Origin of the sequence: Pseudomonas citronellolis (genome assembly GCF_029335315.1) — a bacterium.
GTDB lineage: Bacteria > Pseudomonadota > Gammaproteobacteria > Pseudomonadales > Pseudomonadaceae > Pseudomonas > Pseudomonas citronellolis_A.
Genome location: NZ_JARJLT010000285.1, coordinates 1 through 15,634, shown reverse-complemented (window position 1 = coordinate 15,634; position 15,634 = coordinate 1). Strand labels below are relative to the sequence as shown.

The following is a 15,634-nucleotide window of genomic DNA, read 5'->3' as shown; positions in this document are numbered from 1 at the left end:
CCTCGCCGGCGCGGGCCGCCTCGATGGCCGCGTTGAGCGCCAGCAGGTTGGTCTGCTCGGCGATGCCGCGGATCACTTCCAGCACCGAGCCGATCCGCTCGCTGTTGGCGGCCAGGCCCTCGACCTCGCCCATCGCCTCGCCCATGCCGACGGCCAGGGCGCTGATGCTCGCGGTGGTGCCGTCGATCACTTGCAGGCCGTGGCGCGCCGCCTGGTCGGCCTCGCGCGCGGCCTGGGCCGCCGAGGCGGCGCTGCGGGCGACCTCCAGGGCGGTGGCGCTCATTTCGTGGAAGGCGGTCGCCACCTGGTCCACCTGGCGGTACTGGCGATCCATGCCGGCGCTGGTCTGGGTGGCGATGGCGGCGGACTGGTCGGCGGTGCCGCGGGCGTCCTGCACCGAGTGCTTCACCTCGGCGATCACCGGTTGCAGCTTGTCGAGGAAGCGGTTGAACCAGCCGGCCAGACGGCCCAGCTCGTCCTTGCGGGCGTAGGTCAGGCGGCGGGTCAGGTCGCCCTCGCCACTGGCGATGTTCTCCAACATGCTGGCCACGCCGAGGATCGGCCGGGTCACCCCGAGGGCCATCAGCCACACCGCCAGCAGGCCCGCCACCGACGCGACCAGGCCGAGGCCCAGGGCGGTCAGCGAGCTGTCGTGGTTGCGGGCGTTGAGTTCGCCCTTGAGCGCCTCGGCCGGGCCCACCAGCACCGACTCGGGCACCGCCAGCAGCACGCCCCAGGGTTGCGCGTCGGGGATCGGCGCGAAGGTCGAGAGAATCTTCAGCTGGTCGCCGCCGTGCAGTTTCTGCGGCGCGCCGCTGCCGAGCAGGTTGAGCAGCTCGGCGCCGTTGGCGCTGTCGACCTTGTCGTAGCGCTGGCCGAGCTTGCCGGCATCGGCGCTGTGCCCGGCCAGCAGGCCGCGCGCGCTGAGGATGCTGACCTGGGTCTGGCCACCGTAGAGCTTCTGGCTGGCCTGGCGGCTGAGGGCCTGCAGGCTGTCGAGCTTGATGTCCACCGAGATCGAGCCGACCAGCTTGCCGTCCACCAGCAGCGGCAGGGCGACGCTGGTCATCAGCACGTTCTGGCCATCGATCTCGTAGAAGTACGGCTCGATCACGCAGGGCTTGAGCCCCGCGCGCGGGCAGGCGAACCAGGCGTTGTTCGGCTCGCCGCTGGGGCCGCTGCGGCTGTCGGCCAGGTCGCTTTCGGCGAGGATGATCGAGGTCAGCTGGCCGGGCGTGGGCTGCGACCAGTACAGCGAGAAGCGCCCGCTGTCGTTGCTGCCACGGGCCTGCTGGCCGGCGAAGGGGGCGTCGGCGCCGTCCAGCGCGTCACGCTCGAAGCTCACTGCCAGGCCGAGCAGCTCGGGGTTGGCGCGCACCGCCGACTGCGCCAGGCGGGTCAGGTCCTCGCGCAGCTCGGCGGGGTCGACGGCGTGCTTGCGCGCCTGTTCACGCAGCAGCAGGACCTCGCGGGCGAAGCCGTTGCCGTACTGGTAGGCGGCCATGAAACGCCGGCTGATGGTCATCGCCTGGACCTCGCCCTGGGCCTCGATGCGCGCCTCGGCGGTCTCGTTGAGCATGCGGCTGCTCGACGCCTTGACCACCTCGGAGGTGCGCTCCATGCCGTACAGCGACACGCCGACGAGCAGCGAGACGATGCCCAGCAGGCAGAAGCCGGCAAGCAGGGTGATCTTCCACTGGATGGAGATTTTCTGGAGGAACATGGCTCTGTCCTTGGCACGCGGCCTGCGGGAAACGCCGGGACCTTCCGGCAAAATGGCACATGGCCATCAAATTCCATGCCAAAGACCAAGCCTTTGAAATCATTGGATTTTCAAATTTTCCGCGAAGGCAGACATCGGCAGAAATGCCGACACCCGAGGCGAAACCGCAGCATTGGCCGCTGCAATACCGGCGTCATCAACCGGTGCGATCCTCAAGGGATCGACATTGGGTGCGTAACCTTCGCCCCTCACTCCCCCTGCCGCCTCGTTCAGGCGGCATCTTTTTTTCCGCACCGGGCAGCCCTAGCCACGCTTGCCGGCGACGTTCAGCGCCACCGCCGCGCGGATCAGCGCCTGCAGCGCCGCCTCATCGATAGCCTCGCCTTCATGCAGGTCGATGGCGCGCCGGGTGTTGCCCTCCAGGCTGGCGTTGAACAGGCCGGCGGGGTCGGCCAGCGCCGCGCCCTTGGCGAAGGTCAGCTTGACCACCGCCTTGTAGGTTTCGCCGGTACACAGGATGCCGCCGTGGGACCACACCGGCACCCCGCGCCACTTCCACTGCTCGACCACCTCGGGGTCGGCCTGGTGGATCAATGCGCGGACCCGCGCCAGGGTCGCGCCACGCCAGTCGTTCAATTCGTGGATGCGTTGGTCGATCAGCGCGCTGGCGTCGCCCGCCCGCGCCGCGTCCTCTTGCCGTTTCATGGGCTGGATGGCCTCCGGGAAGCTGCTCGGTGCAGTGATTATCGTCGGACTGACGCCGTCTTCCAGGCACGAACGCAGGTTTCCGCTCAGGTAGTTCGTTAGCTAGCTTTCCTACAAGCCGGCGGCGGTCCATCATGGCCGCTCATTCTCCGCGCCGCCGTTCCCGTCCATGTCCGCCGATACCGCTACGCCCCGCTCCAACGCCGCCATCACGCTCGAGGTGGTGTCGGTGGTGCTGTTCACCTTCCTCGCCTACCTGACCATCGGCATCCCGCTGGCCGTGCTGCCCGGCTACGTGCACGGCGACCTGGGCTTCGGCTCGGTGCTGGCGGGCCTGGTGATCAGCGTGCAGTACCTCGCCACCCTGCTCACCCGGCCCTACGCCGGCAAGGTGATCGACAACCTCGGGCCCAAGCGCGCGGTGCTCTACGGCATGCTCGGCTGCGCCGGCAGCGGCCTGCTGATGCTGCTTTCGGTAGGGTTCCAGGGCGTGCCGGCGCTGAGCCTGGGCTGCCTGTTCCTTGGCCGGATGATCCTCGGCACCGCCGAGAGCCTGGTGGGCACCGGCTCCATCAGCTGGGGCATCGACCGGGTCGGCGCGCTGCACACCGCCAAGGTGATTTCCTGGAACGGCATCGCCAGCTATGGCGCGCTGGCCGTGGGCGCGCCCTTCGGCGTCCTGCTGGTGCAGGGCCTGGGCCTGTGGAGCATGGGCGCGGTGGTGATGCTGCTGGCCGCCGTCGGCTTCGCCCTGGCCTGGCCCAAGCGCGCCGCCGCCATCGTCCACGGCGAGCGCCTGCCGTTCCACCACGTGCTCGGCCGCGTGGCGCCCCACGGCACCGGGCTGGCCCTGGGCGGCATCGGCTTCGGCTGCATCGCCACCTTCATCACCCTGTACTACGCCAGCCGTGGCTGGGGCGGCGCGGTGTACTGCCTGAGTGCCTTCGGCGCCTGCTTCATCGGCGCGCGGCTGCTGTTCGCCAACGCCATCAACCGGCATGGCGGCTTCGCCGTGGCGATCTGCTGCCTGCTGGTGGAAAGCGCCGGCCTGCTCCTGCTGTGGCTGGCGCCGGGGCCCATCTCGGCGATGGCCGGCGCGGCGCTGACCGGTTTCGGCTTCTCGCTGGTGTTCCCGGCCCTGGGCGTGGAGGCCGTGCGCCTGGTGCCGGCCTCCAGCCGTGGCGCGGCGCTGGGCGCCTACTCGCTGTTCATCGACGTGTCGCTGGGGGTCACCGGCCCGCTGGCCGGGGCCATCGCCAGCGGCTGGGGCTTCCGCTCGATCTTCCTGTTCGCCTGCGTCGCCGCGCTGACAGGCCTGAGCTTGAGCCTCTGGCTGCAACGCACCAACCGCGAACCGGGCCCCGCCTGAGCCCGGCGGGCGCTTCGGATACACCCTGCAACCTCTCGAAATTCCTGGATTTTTCACCCGATCTGCTATTATCCCGCGCCATCGGGGCCTGTGAGGGGACCCGAGACATCCAAGAAACGCCAGCACCCACGCGTTGCCAGACCCGGATTGGAGCATTCGGGACGGCGGGCTTTTTTCTGCGCCTGGGGGCTGCGAATAAAACAGACTGCAGGAAATAACAAATGACTAACAAAGCAATCAGTTTGCTCGCATTGGGGATCCTCGCCGCCGGCACCCAGGCCATGGCCGATGACCAGTCCGGCGCCAAGGGCTTCGTCGAAGACAGCCACCTCGACCTGTTCTTCCGCAACGGCTACATGTACCGCGACTACAAGCACGGTGCCGACGACAAGTCCGAGTGGGGCCAGACCGCCACCGCTACCTTCAACTCCGGCTTCACCCAGGGCACCGTCGGCTTCGGCGTCGACGCCTTCGGCCTGTACGCGCTGAACCTGGACAAGAACGGCAAGCGCGCTGGCGCTGGCGGCATCGACTTCTTCAAGCAGGACAGCGACGGCAACCAGCCCAGCGACATTTCGCGCGCAGGCGGTGCGGTCAAGGCACGCTTCTCCAACACCGTGATCAAGTACGGTGACCAGATGCCCAGCCTGCCGGTGCTGAGCTACGACAACTCGCGCCTGCTGCCGGAGAGCTACACCGGCACCATGATCACCTCCAAGGAGATCGACGGCCTGGAGCTGAACGTCGGCCGCTTCACCGCGGAAGCCCGCAAGAGCGCCACCGGTCGTGACAGCGGCCACATGAAGCGCATCGACGTGTTCGGCGGCAGCTACAAGTTCACCGACAACTTCAGCGGCTCGCTGTACGGCTCGGAGAACGAGGACATCGCCCGCAAGCAGTACATGAACCTGAACTACGTCATCCCGCTGCAGGACAAGCAGTCGCTGACCTTCGACTTCAACGGCTACAAGACCAAGCTGAACAAGGACTTCGCCGAAGCCAACTACGGCGGCGACCGCAACAACACCATCTGGAGCCTGGCGGCCACCTACACCATCGGCGCCCACTCCTTCATGCTCGCCCACCAGCGCAACAACGGCGACATGGGCTACGTCTACGGCAGCTACCGCGACACCGGCTACCGCATCGGCGACGGCGGCACCACCATCTGGCTGGCCAACTCCTACTGGTCGGACTTCAACGGCGAGGACGAGCGCTCCTGGCAGGCCAACTACAGCATCAACTTCGCTGAGTACGGCATTCCGGGCCTGAGCTACACCATCGCCTACGTCACCGGCGACAACATCAAGACTTCGCAGACCACTGACGGTCACGAGCGCGAAATCTTCAACCAGGCCAAGTACGTGGTACAGAGCGGTCCGGCCAAGGACCTGTCGGTCAAGCTGCGCGGTTCCTGGGTTCGCGTTTCCAACGACGCCCGCGAATACAACGACGACGGCAACGAAGTCCGCGTGTTCGTCGAGTACCCGTTCAGCGTGTTCTGATCGGTTTTCTCGCGTCGCGTGAATGAAAACGCCCCGTGGCTCGCGCCACGGGGCGTTTTTCTTTGCCCCTCGGGATCAGGTCGGCAGCGCGGCGCGCTGGCCGGACAGGGTCAGGGCGAGGTCCTCGATCATGTCCTCCTGGCCACCCACGGTGCCGCGCCGGCCCAGCTCCACCAGCAGTTCGCGGGCGGACACGCCGTAACGCGCCTCGGCGCGCTTGGCGAACAGCAGGAACGAGCTGTAGACCCCGGCGTAGCCCAGGGTCAGGGCGTCGCGGTCGAGGCGGATCGGCATGTCCATCAGCGGCACCACGCGGTCTTCGGCGACGTCCATGATGCCGTAGAGGTCCACGCCGCAGTCCGCGCCCATGCGCTTGAGCACCGCGACCAAGACTTCCAGCGGCGTGTTGCCGGCGCCGGCGCCGAGGCCCGCCACCGAGCCGTCGATGCGCACCGCACCGGCCTCGACGGCGGCCAGCGAGTTGGCGATGGCCATGCCCAGGTTGTGGTGGCCGTGGAAGCCGACCTCGGTGCCGGGCTTCAGCTCGGCGCGCAGCAGGCCGATCTTCGCGCTCACTTCGTCGGGCAGCATGTAGCCGGCCGAGTCGGTGCAGTAGATGCAGTTGGCGCCGAAGCGCTCCATCAGTCTGGCCTGTTCGAGCAGCTGCTCGGCGCTGACCATGTGCGCCATCATCAGGAAGCCGACGGTGTCCAGGCCCATCTCGCGGGCCATGCCGATGTGCTGCTCGGAGACGTCGGCCTCGGTGCAGTGGGTGGCCACGCGGATGGTCGAGACGCCGCAGCCGTGGGCCATCTTCAGGTGCTCGACGGTGCCGATGCCCGGCAGCAGCAGCGCCGAGACCCTGGCCTGCTTGAGCTTGGGAATCACCGCCTCGAAGTACTCGCGGTCGCTGTGCGCGGGGAAGCCGTAGTTCACCGAGGCGCCGCCGAGGCCGTCGCCGTGGGTGATCTCGATCAGCGGCACGCCGGCGGCGTCGAGCCCGGTGGCGACGCTGACCATCTGCTCCAGGCTGATCTGGTGGCGCTTGGCGTGCATGCCGTCGCGCAGGCTCATGTCGTGCAGGCGGACGTTCTTACCTTGCAGGTTCATGTTCTCTCTCCTCAGCGCGCCGGCAGTTGCAGGGCGCCCTTGTGGGCTTCTTCGGCGAACATCTCGGCGGTGCGCAGGCCGGCGGCGGTCATGATGTCGAGGTTGCCGGCGGATTTCGGCAGGTAGTCGCCCAGCCCTTCCACTTCCAGGTACACCGAGACGCGGTTGCCGTCGAACACCGGGCCGTTGATCAGCTTGTAGCCCGGCACGTAGCGCTGCACCTCGCGGATCATCGCGTGCACCGACTCGCGGATGGCGGCCTGGTCGGGCTCGCCGGTGGTCAGGCAGTGGATGGTGTCGCGCATCATCAGCGGCGGCTCGGCCGGGTTGATGACGATGATCGCCTTGCCGCGCGCCGCGCCGCCGACCTGCTCGATGGCGCCGGCGGTGGTACGGGTGAATTCGTCGATGTTCTTGCGCGTGCCCGGGCCCACCGAGCGCGACGAGACGGTGGCGACGATCTCGGCGTAGTCCACCGCCTGCACCCGCGACACCGCGGCGACCATGGGGATGGTCGCCTGGCCGCCGCAGGTGACCATGTTGACGTTCATCGCCAGGTTGCCGGCGTGCTCGGCGAGGTTCACCGGCGGCACGCAGAAGGGCCCGATGGCCGCCGGGGTGAGGTCGATCATGACCACCCCCAGCGCGTTGAGCTTGCGGCTGTTCTCCGCGTGGACATAGGCGGAGGTCGCGTCGAAGGCGATGCGGATGTCATCGTCGAGCACGTGCGGCAGCAGGCCGTCGACGCCCTCGGCGGTGGTCTTCAGGCCGAATTCGCGGGCCCGCGCCAGGCCGTCGGAGGCCGGGTCGACGCCGACCATCCACACCGGCTCGATCCAGTCGGAACGGCGCATCTTCATCAGCAGGTCGGTGCCGATGTTGCCGGGGCCGATGATCGCGGCCCGGAGTTTCTTGCTCATGGGGTACTCCTATGCACGGAAAGACACCCGGGCGCCGCCCAGGCCGTCGATGTCCAGTTCGAAGCGGTCGCCGGCGCGCGCCGGTTCCAGCGGCACCAGGGAGCCGGAGAGGATGATCTCGCCGGCCTTGAAGGGAATCCCGAAGGCGCCCAGGGTGTTGGCCAGCCAGGCCACCGCGGTGAGCGGGTTGCCCTGCACCGCCGAGCCCAGGCCCTCGCTGATCTGCGAGCCGTTCTTGCGCACGCGCATGCGCAGGTTGGGCAGGTCCAGCTCGCGCGGGTCGCGCTCCACCGCGCCGAGCACGAACACCCCGCAGGAGGCGTTGTCGGCGACGGTGTCCTGGATGCGGATGCGCCAGTCGTGGATGCGCGAGTCGACGATCTCGAAGCAGGCCATCACGCACTCGGTGGCCTCCAGCACGTCGGCCTCGGTGACGCCGGGGCCCTTGAGGTCGCGCTTCAGGCGGAAGGCGATCTCGCCCTCGGCGCGTGGCTGGATCAGGCGGTTCTCCGCCAGCGAGATGTCGGCGCCATCGGCGAACCACATCCGCCGGGTGATGAAGCCGAAGTCCGGCTGGTGCACGTCGAGCATGCGCTGCACGGCCTCGGAGGTGACGCCGATCTTCTTGCCGACCAGCTCGTCGCCGTCGGCCAGACGCCGCTGCAGGATGCGCTGGGAAATCCGGTAGGCGTCGTCGATGCCGATCTGCGCCCAGCGCTCGGTCAGCGGCGCCAGGGTGCGGCCTTCGGCGAGGGCGGCGTAGAGCTCGTCGGCGTGCTGGCGCTGCAGGGCCTCGCTCATGCCGCGCCCTCCGCCAGGAACGCCAGGACTTCGCGGTTGAACAGCGCGCGGTGCTCGACCATCACCCAGTGCCCGCACTCGCTGAGCAGCACGAAGCGGATGTTGCGGCAGGCGGCCATCAGCGTCTGCGCGCCGCTGGACGGGCAGAATCTGTCGTTCATGCCCCAGAAGCCGAGGATCGGGCAGGCCAGCTCGGCGAGGCGCACCGTGAGGTTCGGCACCTGCATGCGGGTCAGCACGCAGCGCGGTTGCTCCCGCACCACGGCGACACGCTCGTTCACCGTCTCGTCGCTGATCTGCGTGGCGTCGAAGAGCTGCAGCGAGAGCAGCCGGCGCATGCCCTCGGCGTCGTTCAGCTCGCCGTTGGCGAAGGCCGCGCCCATCTTCTGGATGCCTTCCATCTGCAGGTAGTACTGCTCCTTGTCCATCAGCCCGCCGGGCGCCATCAGCACCAGGCGTGCGACGCGCTGCGGCTGGTCGAGGGCCATCTTGATGGCGATGGCGCCGCCGAGGGAGTTGCCGACCAGGGTGCAGCGCTGGATGTCCAGGGCGTCGAGCAGGCCGAACATGGCGTCGACGAAGAAGTCCAGGGTGTAGTCGGTTTCCGGCTTGGCGCTGGCGCCGTAGCCGGGCAGGTCCGGCACCAGCGCGCGGTGACCGGCGGCGGCGAATTCCGGGTAGTTCTGCTTGAAGTTGCTGTGGCCGCTGGCGCCGGGGCCGCTGCCATGGATGAACAGCACGGCGTCGCCGCTGCCGCTGTCCAGGTAGTGCAACCGGAGTCCGTCGTTGAGGGTGACGAAATGCCCTTGCGGCAAGGCGGCCATGGCGTGGCTCCTGGGGTGGGATGTGGCGGGATTATTTCGGCGGGGGCTGGGGGATGCATCGTCCGAGAGGACTACGGGTGCCTGCGTCTGGGCGAGGTGTGAGCATGGTCGAACGGCGGATAACGCCGTAGGCGTTATTCGCCCTACACCCGGCCCACCCTCGGCGTAGGGCGTACAACCGTTCGCGGTTGTACGCCGCAACACCCCGCGCGCCAGACGAAAGGGCACTCCCTAGTCCCTTCGGACGTGGGCGCCAGCCCGCGTCGCGCCTAGCCTGGGGACCTTTCGCGAACGAGGACGAGACATGACCCGAGCATTGGATTTCAGCGGCCAGGTAGTGCTGGTCACCGGCGGCGCCAAGGGCGTCGGCCGGGGTATCAGCCAGCGCTTCCTGGAACACGGCGCCGAGGTGGTGATCTGCGGCCGCGAGGCCCCCGTGCAGCTGCCCAGCCATGACGGCCGCGAGGCCTGGTTCGTGCCTTGCGACGTGCGCGACTTCGCCCAGCTGGAAGCGCTGCTGGCGGCCATCGACGAGCGCCACGGGCGCCTCGACGTGCTGGTCAACAACGCCGGCGGCGCGCCCTACGCCGACGCCGCCGACGCCTCGCCGCGCTTCTCCGAGGCCATCGTCCGGCTCAACCTGCTGGCGCCGCTGAACCTCTGCCAGCTGGCCAACCAGCGCATGCAGAAACAGCCCGGCGGCGGCGCCATCATCAATATCTGCAGCGTCAGCGCCACCCGCCCCTCGCCGGGCACCGCCGCCTATGGCGCGGCCAAGGCCGGGCTGCTCAACCTGGGGCGTTCGCTGGCGGTGGAGTGGGCGCCGAAGGTGCGGGTCAACGCGGTGATCGGCGGGCTGATCCGCACCGAGCAGAGCCACCTGCACTACGGCGACGAGGCCGGCCTGCAACGGGTCGCCAGCACCGTGCCGCTGGGGCGCCTGGCCGAGCCGGGGGATATCGGCGACGCCTGCCTGTATCTCGCCTCCCCGCTGGCGGCCTACGTCAGCGGCGCGGAACTGGCCCTGCACGGCGGCGGCGAGCGCCCCGCCTTCCTCGACGCGGCCCAGGGGTAGCGTCCGTAGGGCGTATAACCGTTCGCGGTTATACGCCGACGGCGGATAACGCCGTAGGCGTTATGCGCCCTACGCAGAGGCGGTTCGGGCCACTTCGAAGTGGCCGCGGAACACGGTTTCGACGATCAGCCACTGGCCGTCGACGCACCGGTAGCGGTCCTGGTAGAAGCCGCCGAGCTGCCGCGTGGCGCCGCTCTCGCCGTCGCGGTTCTGGTAGTGCAGGGCCCAGCGCGCGCGGGCCTCGTCCTCGCCGTGCAGCTCGATTTCCGGGTTGGCCGCGTGGTGCAGGTCGATCACCCGCGGCACGCAGGCCAGCTCGCGGTACAGCGCCAGGAACGGCTCGCGGTCGCGGAACACACCCAGCGGGCCATAGTCGATAAGCACTTCGCCGCCGGCGAAGCAGGCGCGGATGGCGTCCACGTCCTTCAGGTCGCAGGCGTTGAGGTAGCGGTGCTTCAGCAGGCGGATGGCTTCCAGCGCCTCCAGGCGCGCGATGCGTCGTTCCAGGCTCATTCCGGTCTCCTCTCCAGGTTCATTTCGCCCCAGTAGGCCTTCATCGAGCGGATGCGGCCCTGGGCGTCGAACTCCATCACGTCGATCACGTGGATGCTGCACGGCGCGCCGTTCCAGTTCAGGTCGACGCGGAACGGCATGGCGCCGCAGCCGTTGCCGGCGACCCGCACCGGCCCGGTGAGCTGGGCGCTGGCCTCGGCGCGGCCGAGGCCCTCGCGGTAGAACCGCGCGATGGCCGCCAGGCCCACCAGCGGCGGCGAACCCACCGGGTCTTCCACCACCGCGTCGTCGGCGTACAGGGCGAGGATGCCGTCGATGTCGCCGGCGTCCACCAGTTCCACGTAGCGCGCCATGCGCCGGCGGATCAGTTGCGCGTCCATCAGGCCACCTCGAACAGCGCGGCGGCGCCCATGCCGCCGCCCACGCACATGGTCACCACCACGTAGCGCACGCCGCGCCGGCGGCCCTCGATCAGCGCGTGGCCGACCATACGCGCGCCGGACATGCCGAACGGATGGCCGATGGCGATGGCGCCGCCGTTGACGTTCAGGCGCTCGTCGGGGATGCCCAGCTTGTCCTGGCAGAACAGCACCTGGCAGGCGAAGGCTTCGTTGAGTTCCCACAGGCCGATGTCGTCCGCGCGCAGGCCGTGGCGCTTGAGCAGCTTGGGCACCGCGAACAGCGGACCGATGCCCATCTCGTCGGCGTTGCAGCCGGCCACCGCCATGCCCCGGTAGATACCCAGCGGGCGCAGGCCACGGCGCTCGGCCTCGCGGGCCTCCATCAGCAGCGACGCCGAGGCGCCGTCGGAGAGCTGCGACGCGTTGCCGGCGGTGATGAAGCGCCCCGCCCCGCTCCACTGCCCGCCCTGCCACACCGGCTCCAGCGCAGCCAGGCTGGCCAGGCTGGTGTCGGCGCGGTTGCATTCGTCGCGCTCGATCAGCAGCGACTCGTGGCGGCTCTCGCCCGTGGCCTTGTCGACCACCAGGCGCTGCACCCGCAGCGGCAGGATCTCGTCGGCGAACAGGCCGTCGCGCTGGGCGGCGGCGGTGCGCTGCTGGCTGCGCAGTGCATAGGCGTCCTGGGCCTCGCGGCCGATGCCGTAGCGCGCGGAGACGATCTCGGCGGTCTCGATCATCGGGATGTAGGCCGCCGGGTCGCGCTCCAGCACCGCGCCGGACTGGTTGCGGTAGGCGTTCTTGTGCTTGTTCTGCACCAGCGAGATGGATTCCAGGCCACCGGCCACGGCGATGTCCAGCTCGTTGCAGGCGATCGCCTTGGCCGCCGTGGCGATGCTCATCAGCCCCGACGCGCACTGGCGCTCGATGGCCATGCCGGCGACGCTCGGCGGCAGGCCGCCGGCGATCGCGCAGAGGCGCCCGAGGTTGTAGGCCTGGGTGCCCTGCTGGGCGGCGGCGCCGATGATCACGTCCTCCACCTCGCCCGGTTCGACGCCGGCGCGGCGCACCGCCTCGGCCACCACCGCGCCGCCCAGGAACGGCGCCTCGGTGTCGTTGAAAGCGCCGCGGAAGGCCTTGCCGATGGCGGTGCGGGCGGTGGAGACGATGACGGCTTCTCTCATTGCGATTCCTCGGGTTGTCGTAGGAGCGAGCTCGCTCCTACGAAAAGCAGTTATGCGGGGTAGTAGCGGCTGATGGTGTCCACCACGCAGCCGGGGCGGTCTTCGCCTTCGATCTCGACGCTGACGCGAATGGTCGCCTGCACCGCGCCCTTCAGCGCCTCGGCGGCGACCAGCTCGGCGCGCCCGCGGACCCGCGCGCCGGCCTTGACCACGTTGGGAAAGCGCACGCGGTCGCAGCCGTAGTTGACGCCCATGGCGATGCCGCGCACCTCGACGATCTGCGGCAGGAACAGGTTGACCAGGGCCAGGCTCAGGTAGCCGTGGGCGATGCAAGCGCCGTAGGGGCCGCTCGCCGCGCGAACGGGGTCGACATGAATCCACTGGTGGTCGCCGGTGGCTTCGGCGAACTGGTCGATGCGCGACTGCTCGACGCTCAGCCACTCGCTCTCGCCCAGGGCCTCGCCGACGCAGGCCAGCAGCTGTTCGGGGTGTTCGAAGATGCGTGGCATGTCAGGCCCTCTGGCTGGAGACCGAGAGCACTTCGCCGGTCATGTAGGAGCTGTAGTCGCTGGCCAGGAACATCATCACGTTGGCGATCTCCCAGACCTCCGCCGCGCGGCCGAAGGCCTCGGTGGAAGCCAGCTTGTCGAGCAGTTCCTGGGGCGCGGATTTGCGCAGGAAATCGTGCAGGGCGATGCTCGGGCTCACTGCGTTGATGCGCACGCCATGCTCGGCCGCTTCCAGCGCGGCGCAGCGGGTCAGCGCCATCACCCCGGCCTTGGCCGCGGCGTAGTGGCTCTGCTCCTTCTGCGCGCGCCAGCCGAGCACCGAGGCGTTGTTGACGATGACCCCGGCCTTGCGCTCCAGCATGTGCGGGAGCATGGCGCGGGTCATGCGCATGGTGCCGGTGAGGGTCACGTCGAGCACCCGGTGCCACTCCTCGTCGGTCATCTCCACCAGCGTGCGCGAGCCACCGAGGCCGGCGTTGTTGATCAGCACGTCGACGCCGTCCAGGCGCTCCTCGGCGGCCGCCACCAGGGCGCGCACCTGGGCCTCGTCGGTGACGTTGCAGACCTGCCCGTACACCGCCTGCAACCCGCAGGCCTGGCGGATGCGCTCCACCGCGTCGGCCAGGCGGCCTTCATGGACATCGCTGATCAGCAACGCCCGGCAGCCTTCCTCGGCGGCGCGCAGCGCGGCGGAAAAGCCGATGCCGGCGCCGGCGGCGGCGGTGATCAGCACCGACTTGCCGCGCAGCAGGCCACGGCCGGATACGTATTCGGGTTTGAGCATCTTCGTCACTCCTGGCGGGACGTCTTGGGTTCGCGGGGCAGGCCGAGGGCACGCTCGGCGATGAGGTTGCGCTGGATTTCGTTGCTGCCGCCGTAGAGGGTGTCCGCGCGGCTGAACAGGAACAGGCCCTGCAGGCGGTTCAGGGCGTAGGGCGCGGCGTCGAGGATTTCCGCCTCGGCGCCGAGCACGTCCATGGCCAGCTTGCCCAGGCGCGCGTGCCAGTCCGACCAGCACAGCTTGTAGATCAGCGCCTCGCGTTGCAGGCGGCCGTCCTGCGGGCCGGAGAGCATGCGCAGCGAGTTGTAGCGCAGCACCTTGAGCCCGCCCCAGGCCTCGGCCAGGCGCTGGCGCAGCAGCGGGTCGCGACTGGCGCCGTTGGCGCGGGCGATGCGGATGATCTCGTCGAGTTCGTTGTGGAACTGCATCTGCTGGCCGAGGGTGGACACCCCGCGCTCGAAGCCGAGCAGCGCCATGGCGATCTTCCAGCCGTCGCCAGGGGCGCCGAGCAGGTTGTCGGCGGCGGTCTCGGCGTCGTCGAAGAACACTTCGTTGAACTCCGAGGTGCCGGTGAGCTGCTCGATCGGCCGCACGCTGATGCCCGCCTGGTGCATCGGCACCAGCAGGAAGGCCAGGCCCTGGTGGCCGACGCTGCCCGGCTCGCAGCGGGCGATGACGAAGCACCAGTCGGACTCGTGGGCCAGGGAGGTCCAGACCTTCTGCCCGTTGATCTTCCACACGCCGCGCGCGGCGTCGAAGCTGGCGCGGGTCTTGACCGCCGCCAGGTCAGAGCCGGCGCCCGGCTCGGAGTAACCCTGGCACCAGAACTCGCGGCCGCTGACGATGCCCGGCAACAGGCGGCGCTTCTGCTCATCCGTACCGAAGGCGGCGATGGTCGGCCCGGCCAGGCCTTCGCCGATGTGGCCCATGCGCCCGGGGCCGCCGGCGCGGGCGTATTCCTCGTGGAAGATCACCTGGCGGTTGATCGACAGGCCCCGGCCGCCATGCTCCGGCGCCCAGCCGACGCAGGTCCAGCCGCCCTCGGCGAGCGTGCGCTCCCAGGCCTTGCGCTCCTCCGGGAAGGCGTGCTCGTCGCCGGGGCCACCACGGAAGCGCAGCGGCGCGAACTCACCGCGCAGGTTGTCCGCCAGCCAGGCCGCCACGTCGGCGCGAAAGGCCTCGTCGGCGGCGTCGAATCCGATCTTCATGGGCGTTCCTCCAGGATGGCCGCGGCGATGCGCTCGCGGTGCCAGGCCGGGCTGCCGAACAGCCCCTCGCCGGCGCGCGCGCGCTTGAAATACAGGTGCGGGTCGTACTCCCAGGTGAAGCCGACGCCGCCGTGCAACTGGATGGATTCGGCGGCGCAGTGGAAGAAGGCTTCCGAGGCGTGGGACTTGGCCACGGCGGCGGCCAGCGGCAGCTCGGCGGCCAGCGCCGGGTCGCCCTCCTCCAGCGCGGCCTGGGCCACGCAGGCGGCGTAGTAGAGCGCCGAGCGGGCGCATTCCACCTGCAGCATCATGTCAGCCATGCGGTGCTTGAGGGCCTGGAAGCCACCGACCGGGCGCCCGAACTGGCGGCGCTCCTGGGTGTAGGCGACGCTCAGGTCCAGCGCCTGCTGGGCGCCACCGACCTGCTCGGCGGCCAGGGCCACGGCGGCCAGTTGCAGGACTATCTCCAGCTTCGGCCAGGCGCCGCCGGCCGCGCCCAGCAGGGCGTCGGCGGGCAGGTACAGGCCGTTCAGTTCGACTTCCGCCAGCTGCCGGGTCTGGTCCAGGGTCGGCAAGGCGCGACGGCTCAGGCCGGCGCTGGCGGCGGGCACGGCGAACAGGCAGACGCTCTCCTCGCCCCGGCTGCCGGCGAGGCGCGCGGGAATCAGCAACAGGTCGGCGCTGTGGCCGTCGAGCACTGGGCGCAGGCGGCCGTCGAGAACGAAGCCGTCGCCTTCGGCGCGGGCCTGCACTTGCACGGCGTCGGCCTCGGGAACACCTTCCGCGCCCAGCGCCAGGCTGGCGCTCAGGCCGCCCTCGGCCAGGCCGGGCAGCCAGCGTGCCTGCTGCGCGTCACTGCCGAGCACGCGCAGGGCGCACACCGCCACCGCACAGGCGAAGAACGGCAGCGGCGCCAGGCGCCGGCCCAGTTGTTCCTGGACGATGGCCAGCTCGACGAAGCCCAGGCCCAGGCCGCCGTGGGCCTCGGGCACCAGCAGGGCCTGCCAGC

General features: G+C 69.6%; 16 protein-coding genes. 3 read left to right on the top strand and 13 right to left on the bottom strand.

The window, feature by feature from the left end:
- Together P3W75_RS21340 and P3W75_RS21335 are read right to left on the bottom strand one after the other, a co-directional pair.
- Positions 1-1,723: methyl-accepting chemotaxis protein (locus P3W75_RS21340; protein WP_276229304.1), on the bottom strand; the 1,723-nt coding region annotated here is incomplete at its 3' end.
- A 303-nt stretch (positions 1,724-2,026) separates the two neighbouring features.
- Positions 2,027-2,428, bottom strand: coding sequence for a DUF1801 domain-containing protein (locus tag P3W75_RS21335; RefSeq protein ID WP_276229303.1), 402 nt, complete (start codon positions 2,426-2,428; stop codon positions 2,027-2,029).
- Between the two features lie 169 nt (positions 2,429-2,597).
- On the opposite strand from P3W75_RS21335, the gene P3W75_RS21330 reads away from it, so the two are divergent.
- Together P3W75_RS21330 and P3W75_RS21325 are read left to right on the top strand one after the other, a co-directional pair.
- Positions 2,598-3,797 carry an MFS transporter gene (locus P3W75_RS21330; protein WP_276229302.1) on the top strand — a complete coding sequence of 400 codons (1,200 nt, stop codon included), beginning with the start codon at positions 2,598-2,600 and terminating at the stop codon, positions 3,795-3,797.
- Positions 3,798-4,018: 221 nt separating this feature from the next.
- Positions 4,019-5,302 carry an OprD family porin gene (locus P3W75_RS21325; protein WP_276229301.1) on the top strand — a complete coding sequence of 428 codons (1,284 nt, stop codon included), beginning with the start codon at positions 4,019-4,021 and terminating at the stop codon, positions 5,300-5,302.
- 75 nt (positions 5,303-5,377) lie between these two features.
- Here P3W75_RS21325 and dmpG read toward each other — a convergent pair whose 3' ends face one another.
- From dmpG to P3W75_RS21305, 4 genes are read right to left on the bottom strand one after another with little or no spacing between them, the layout of a single operon-like run.
- A complete protein-coding gene (dmpG, locus tag P3W75_RS21320; RefSeq protein WP_276229300.1) occupies positions 5,378-6,412 on the bottom strand; it encodes a 4-hydroxy-2-oxovalerate aldolase in 1,035 nt (344 codons plus the stop codon).
- 11 nt (positions 6,413-6,423) lie between these two features.
- On the bottom strand, positions 6,424-7,332 hold the full coding sequence (locus tag P3W75_RS21315) for an acetaldehyde dehydrogenase (acetylating) (protein WP_276229299.1): 909 nt from the start codon (positions 7,330-7,332) through the stop codon (positions 6,424-6,426).
- 9 nt (positions 7,333-7,341) lie between these two features.
- Positions 7,342-8,133 carry a fumarylacetoacetate hydrolase family protein gene (locus P3W75_RS21310; protein WP_276229298.1) on the bottom strand — a complete coding sequence of 264 codons (792 nt, stop codon included), beginning with the start codon at positions 8,131-8,133 and terminating at the stop codon, positions 7,342-7,344.
- Positions 8,130-8,957, bottom strand: coding sequence for an alpha/beta fold hydrolase (locus P3W75_RS21305; protein ID WP_276229297.1), 828 nt, complete (start codon positions 8,955-8,957; stop codon positions 8,130-8,132). The genes P3W75_RS21310 and P3W75_RS21305 overlap by 4 nt, the downstream gene beginning before the upstream one ends.
- Positions 8,958-9,261: 304 nt before the next feature.
- Here P3W75_RS21305 and P3W75_RS21300 point away from each other — a divergent pair, with 304 nt between their 5' ends.
- Positions 9,262-10,032: an SDR family oxidoreductase gene (locus P3W75_RS21300; RefSeq protein ID WP_276229296.1), complete on the top strand. Its 771-nt coding sequence runs from the start codon at positions 9,262-9,264 to the stop codon at positions 10,030-10,032.
- A gap of 69 nt (positions 10,033-10,101) precedes the next feature.
- Here P3W75_RS21300 and P3W75_RS21295 read toward each other — a convergent pair whose 3' ends face one another.
- The 7 genes from P3W75_RS21295 to P3W75_RS21265 all read right to left on the bottom strand — a co-directional run.
- Positions 10,102-10,545: a nuclear transport factor 2 family protein gene (locus P3W75_RS21295; RefSeq protein WP_276229295.1), complete on the bottom strand. Its 444-nt coding sequence runs from the start codon at positions 10,543-10,545 to the stop codon at positions 10,102-10,104.
- The gene (locus P3W75_RS21290; RefSeq protein ID WP_346429862.1) at positions 10,542-10,928 is read right to left on the bottom strand and encodes a steroid Delta-isomerase; all 387 of its coding nucleotides are present in this window, start codon (positions 10,926-10,928) and stop codon (positions 10,542-10,544) included. Before P3W75_RS21290 ends, P3W75_RS21295 begins: the two co-directional genes overlap by 4 nt.
- Positions 10,925-12,127 carry an acetyl-CoA C-acyltransferase gene (locus P3W75_RS21285; protein WP_276229293.1) on the bottom strand — a complete coding sequence of 401 codons (1,203 nt, stop codon included), beginning with the start codon at positions 12,125-12,127 and terminating at the stop codon, positions 10,925-10,927. The genes P3W75_RS21290 and P3W75_RS21285 overlap by 4 nt, the downstream gene beginning before the upstream one ends.
- 50 nt (positions 12,128-12,177) lie before the next feature.
- The gene (locus tag P3W75_RS21280; protein WP_276229292.1) at positions 12,178-12,636 is read right to left on the bottom strand and encodes a MaoC family dehydratase; all 459 of its coding nucleotides are present in this window, start codon (positions 12,634-12,636) and stop codon (positions 12,178-12,180) included.
- 1 nt (position 12,637) lies between these two features.
- A complete protein-coding gene (locus P3W75_RS21275) occupies positions 12,638-13,420 on the bottom strand; it encodes an SDR family oxidoreductase (protein WP_276229291.1) in 783 nt (260 codons plus the stop codon).
- Positions 13,421-13,425: 5 nt separating this feature from the next.
- The gene (locus P3W75_RS21270; RefSeq protein ID WP_276229290.1) at positions 13,426-14,625 is read right to left on the bottom strand and encodes an acyl-CoA dehydrogenase family protein; all 1,200 of its coding nucleotides are present in this window, start codon (positions 14,623-14,625) and stop codon (positions 13,426-13,428) included.
- The coding region (locus P3W75_RS21265; protein ID WP_276229289.1) for an acyl-CoA dehydrogenase family protein at positions 14,622-15,634 on the bottom strand (1,013 nt) is incomplete at its 5' end. The genes P3W75_RS21270 and P3W75_RS21265, both read right to left, overlap by 4 nt.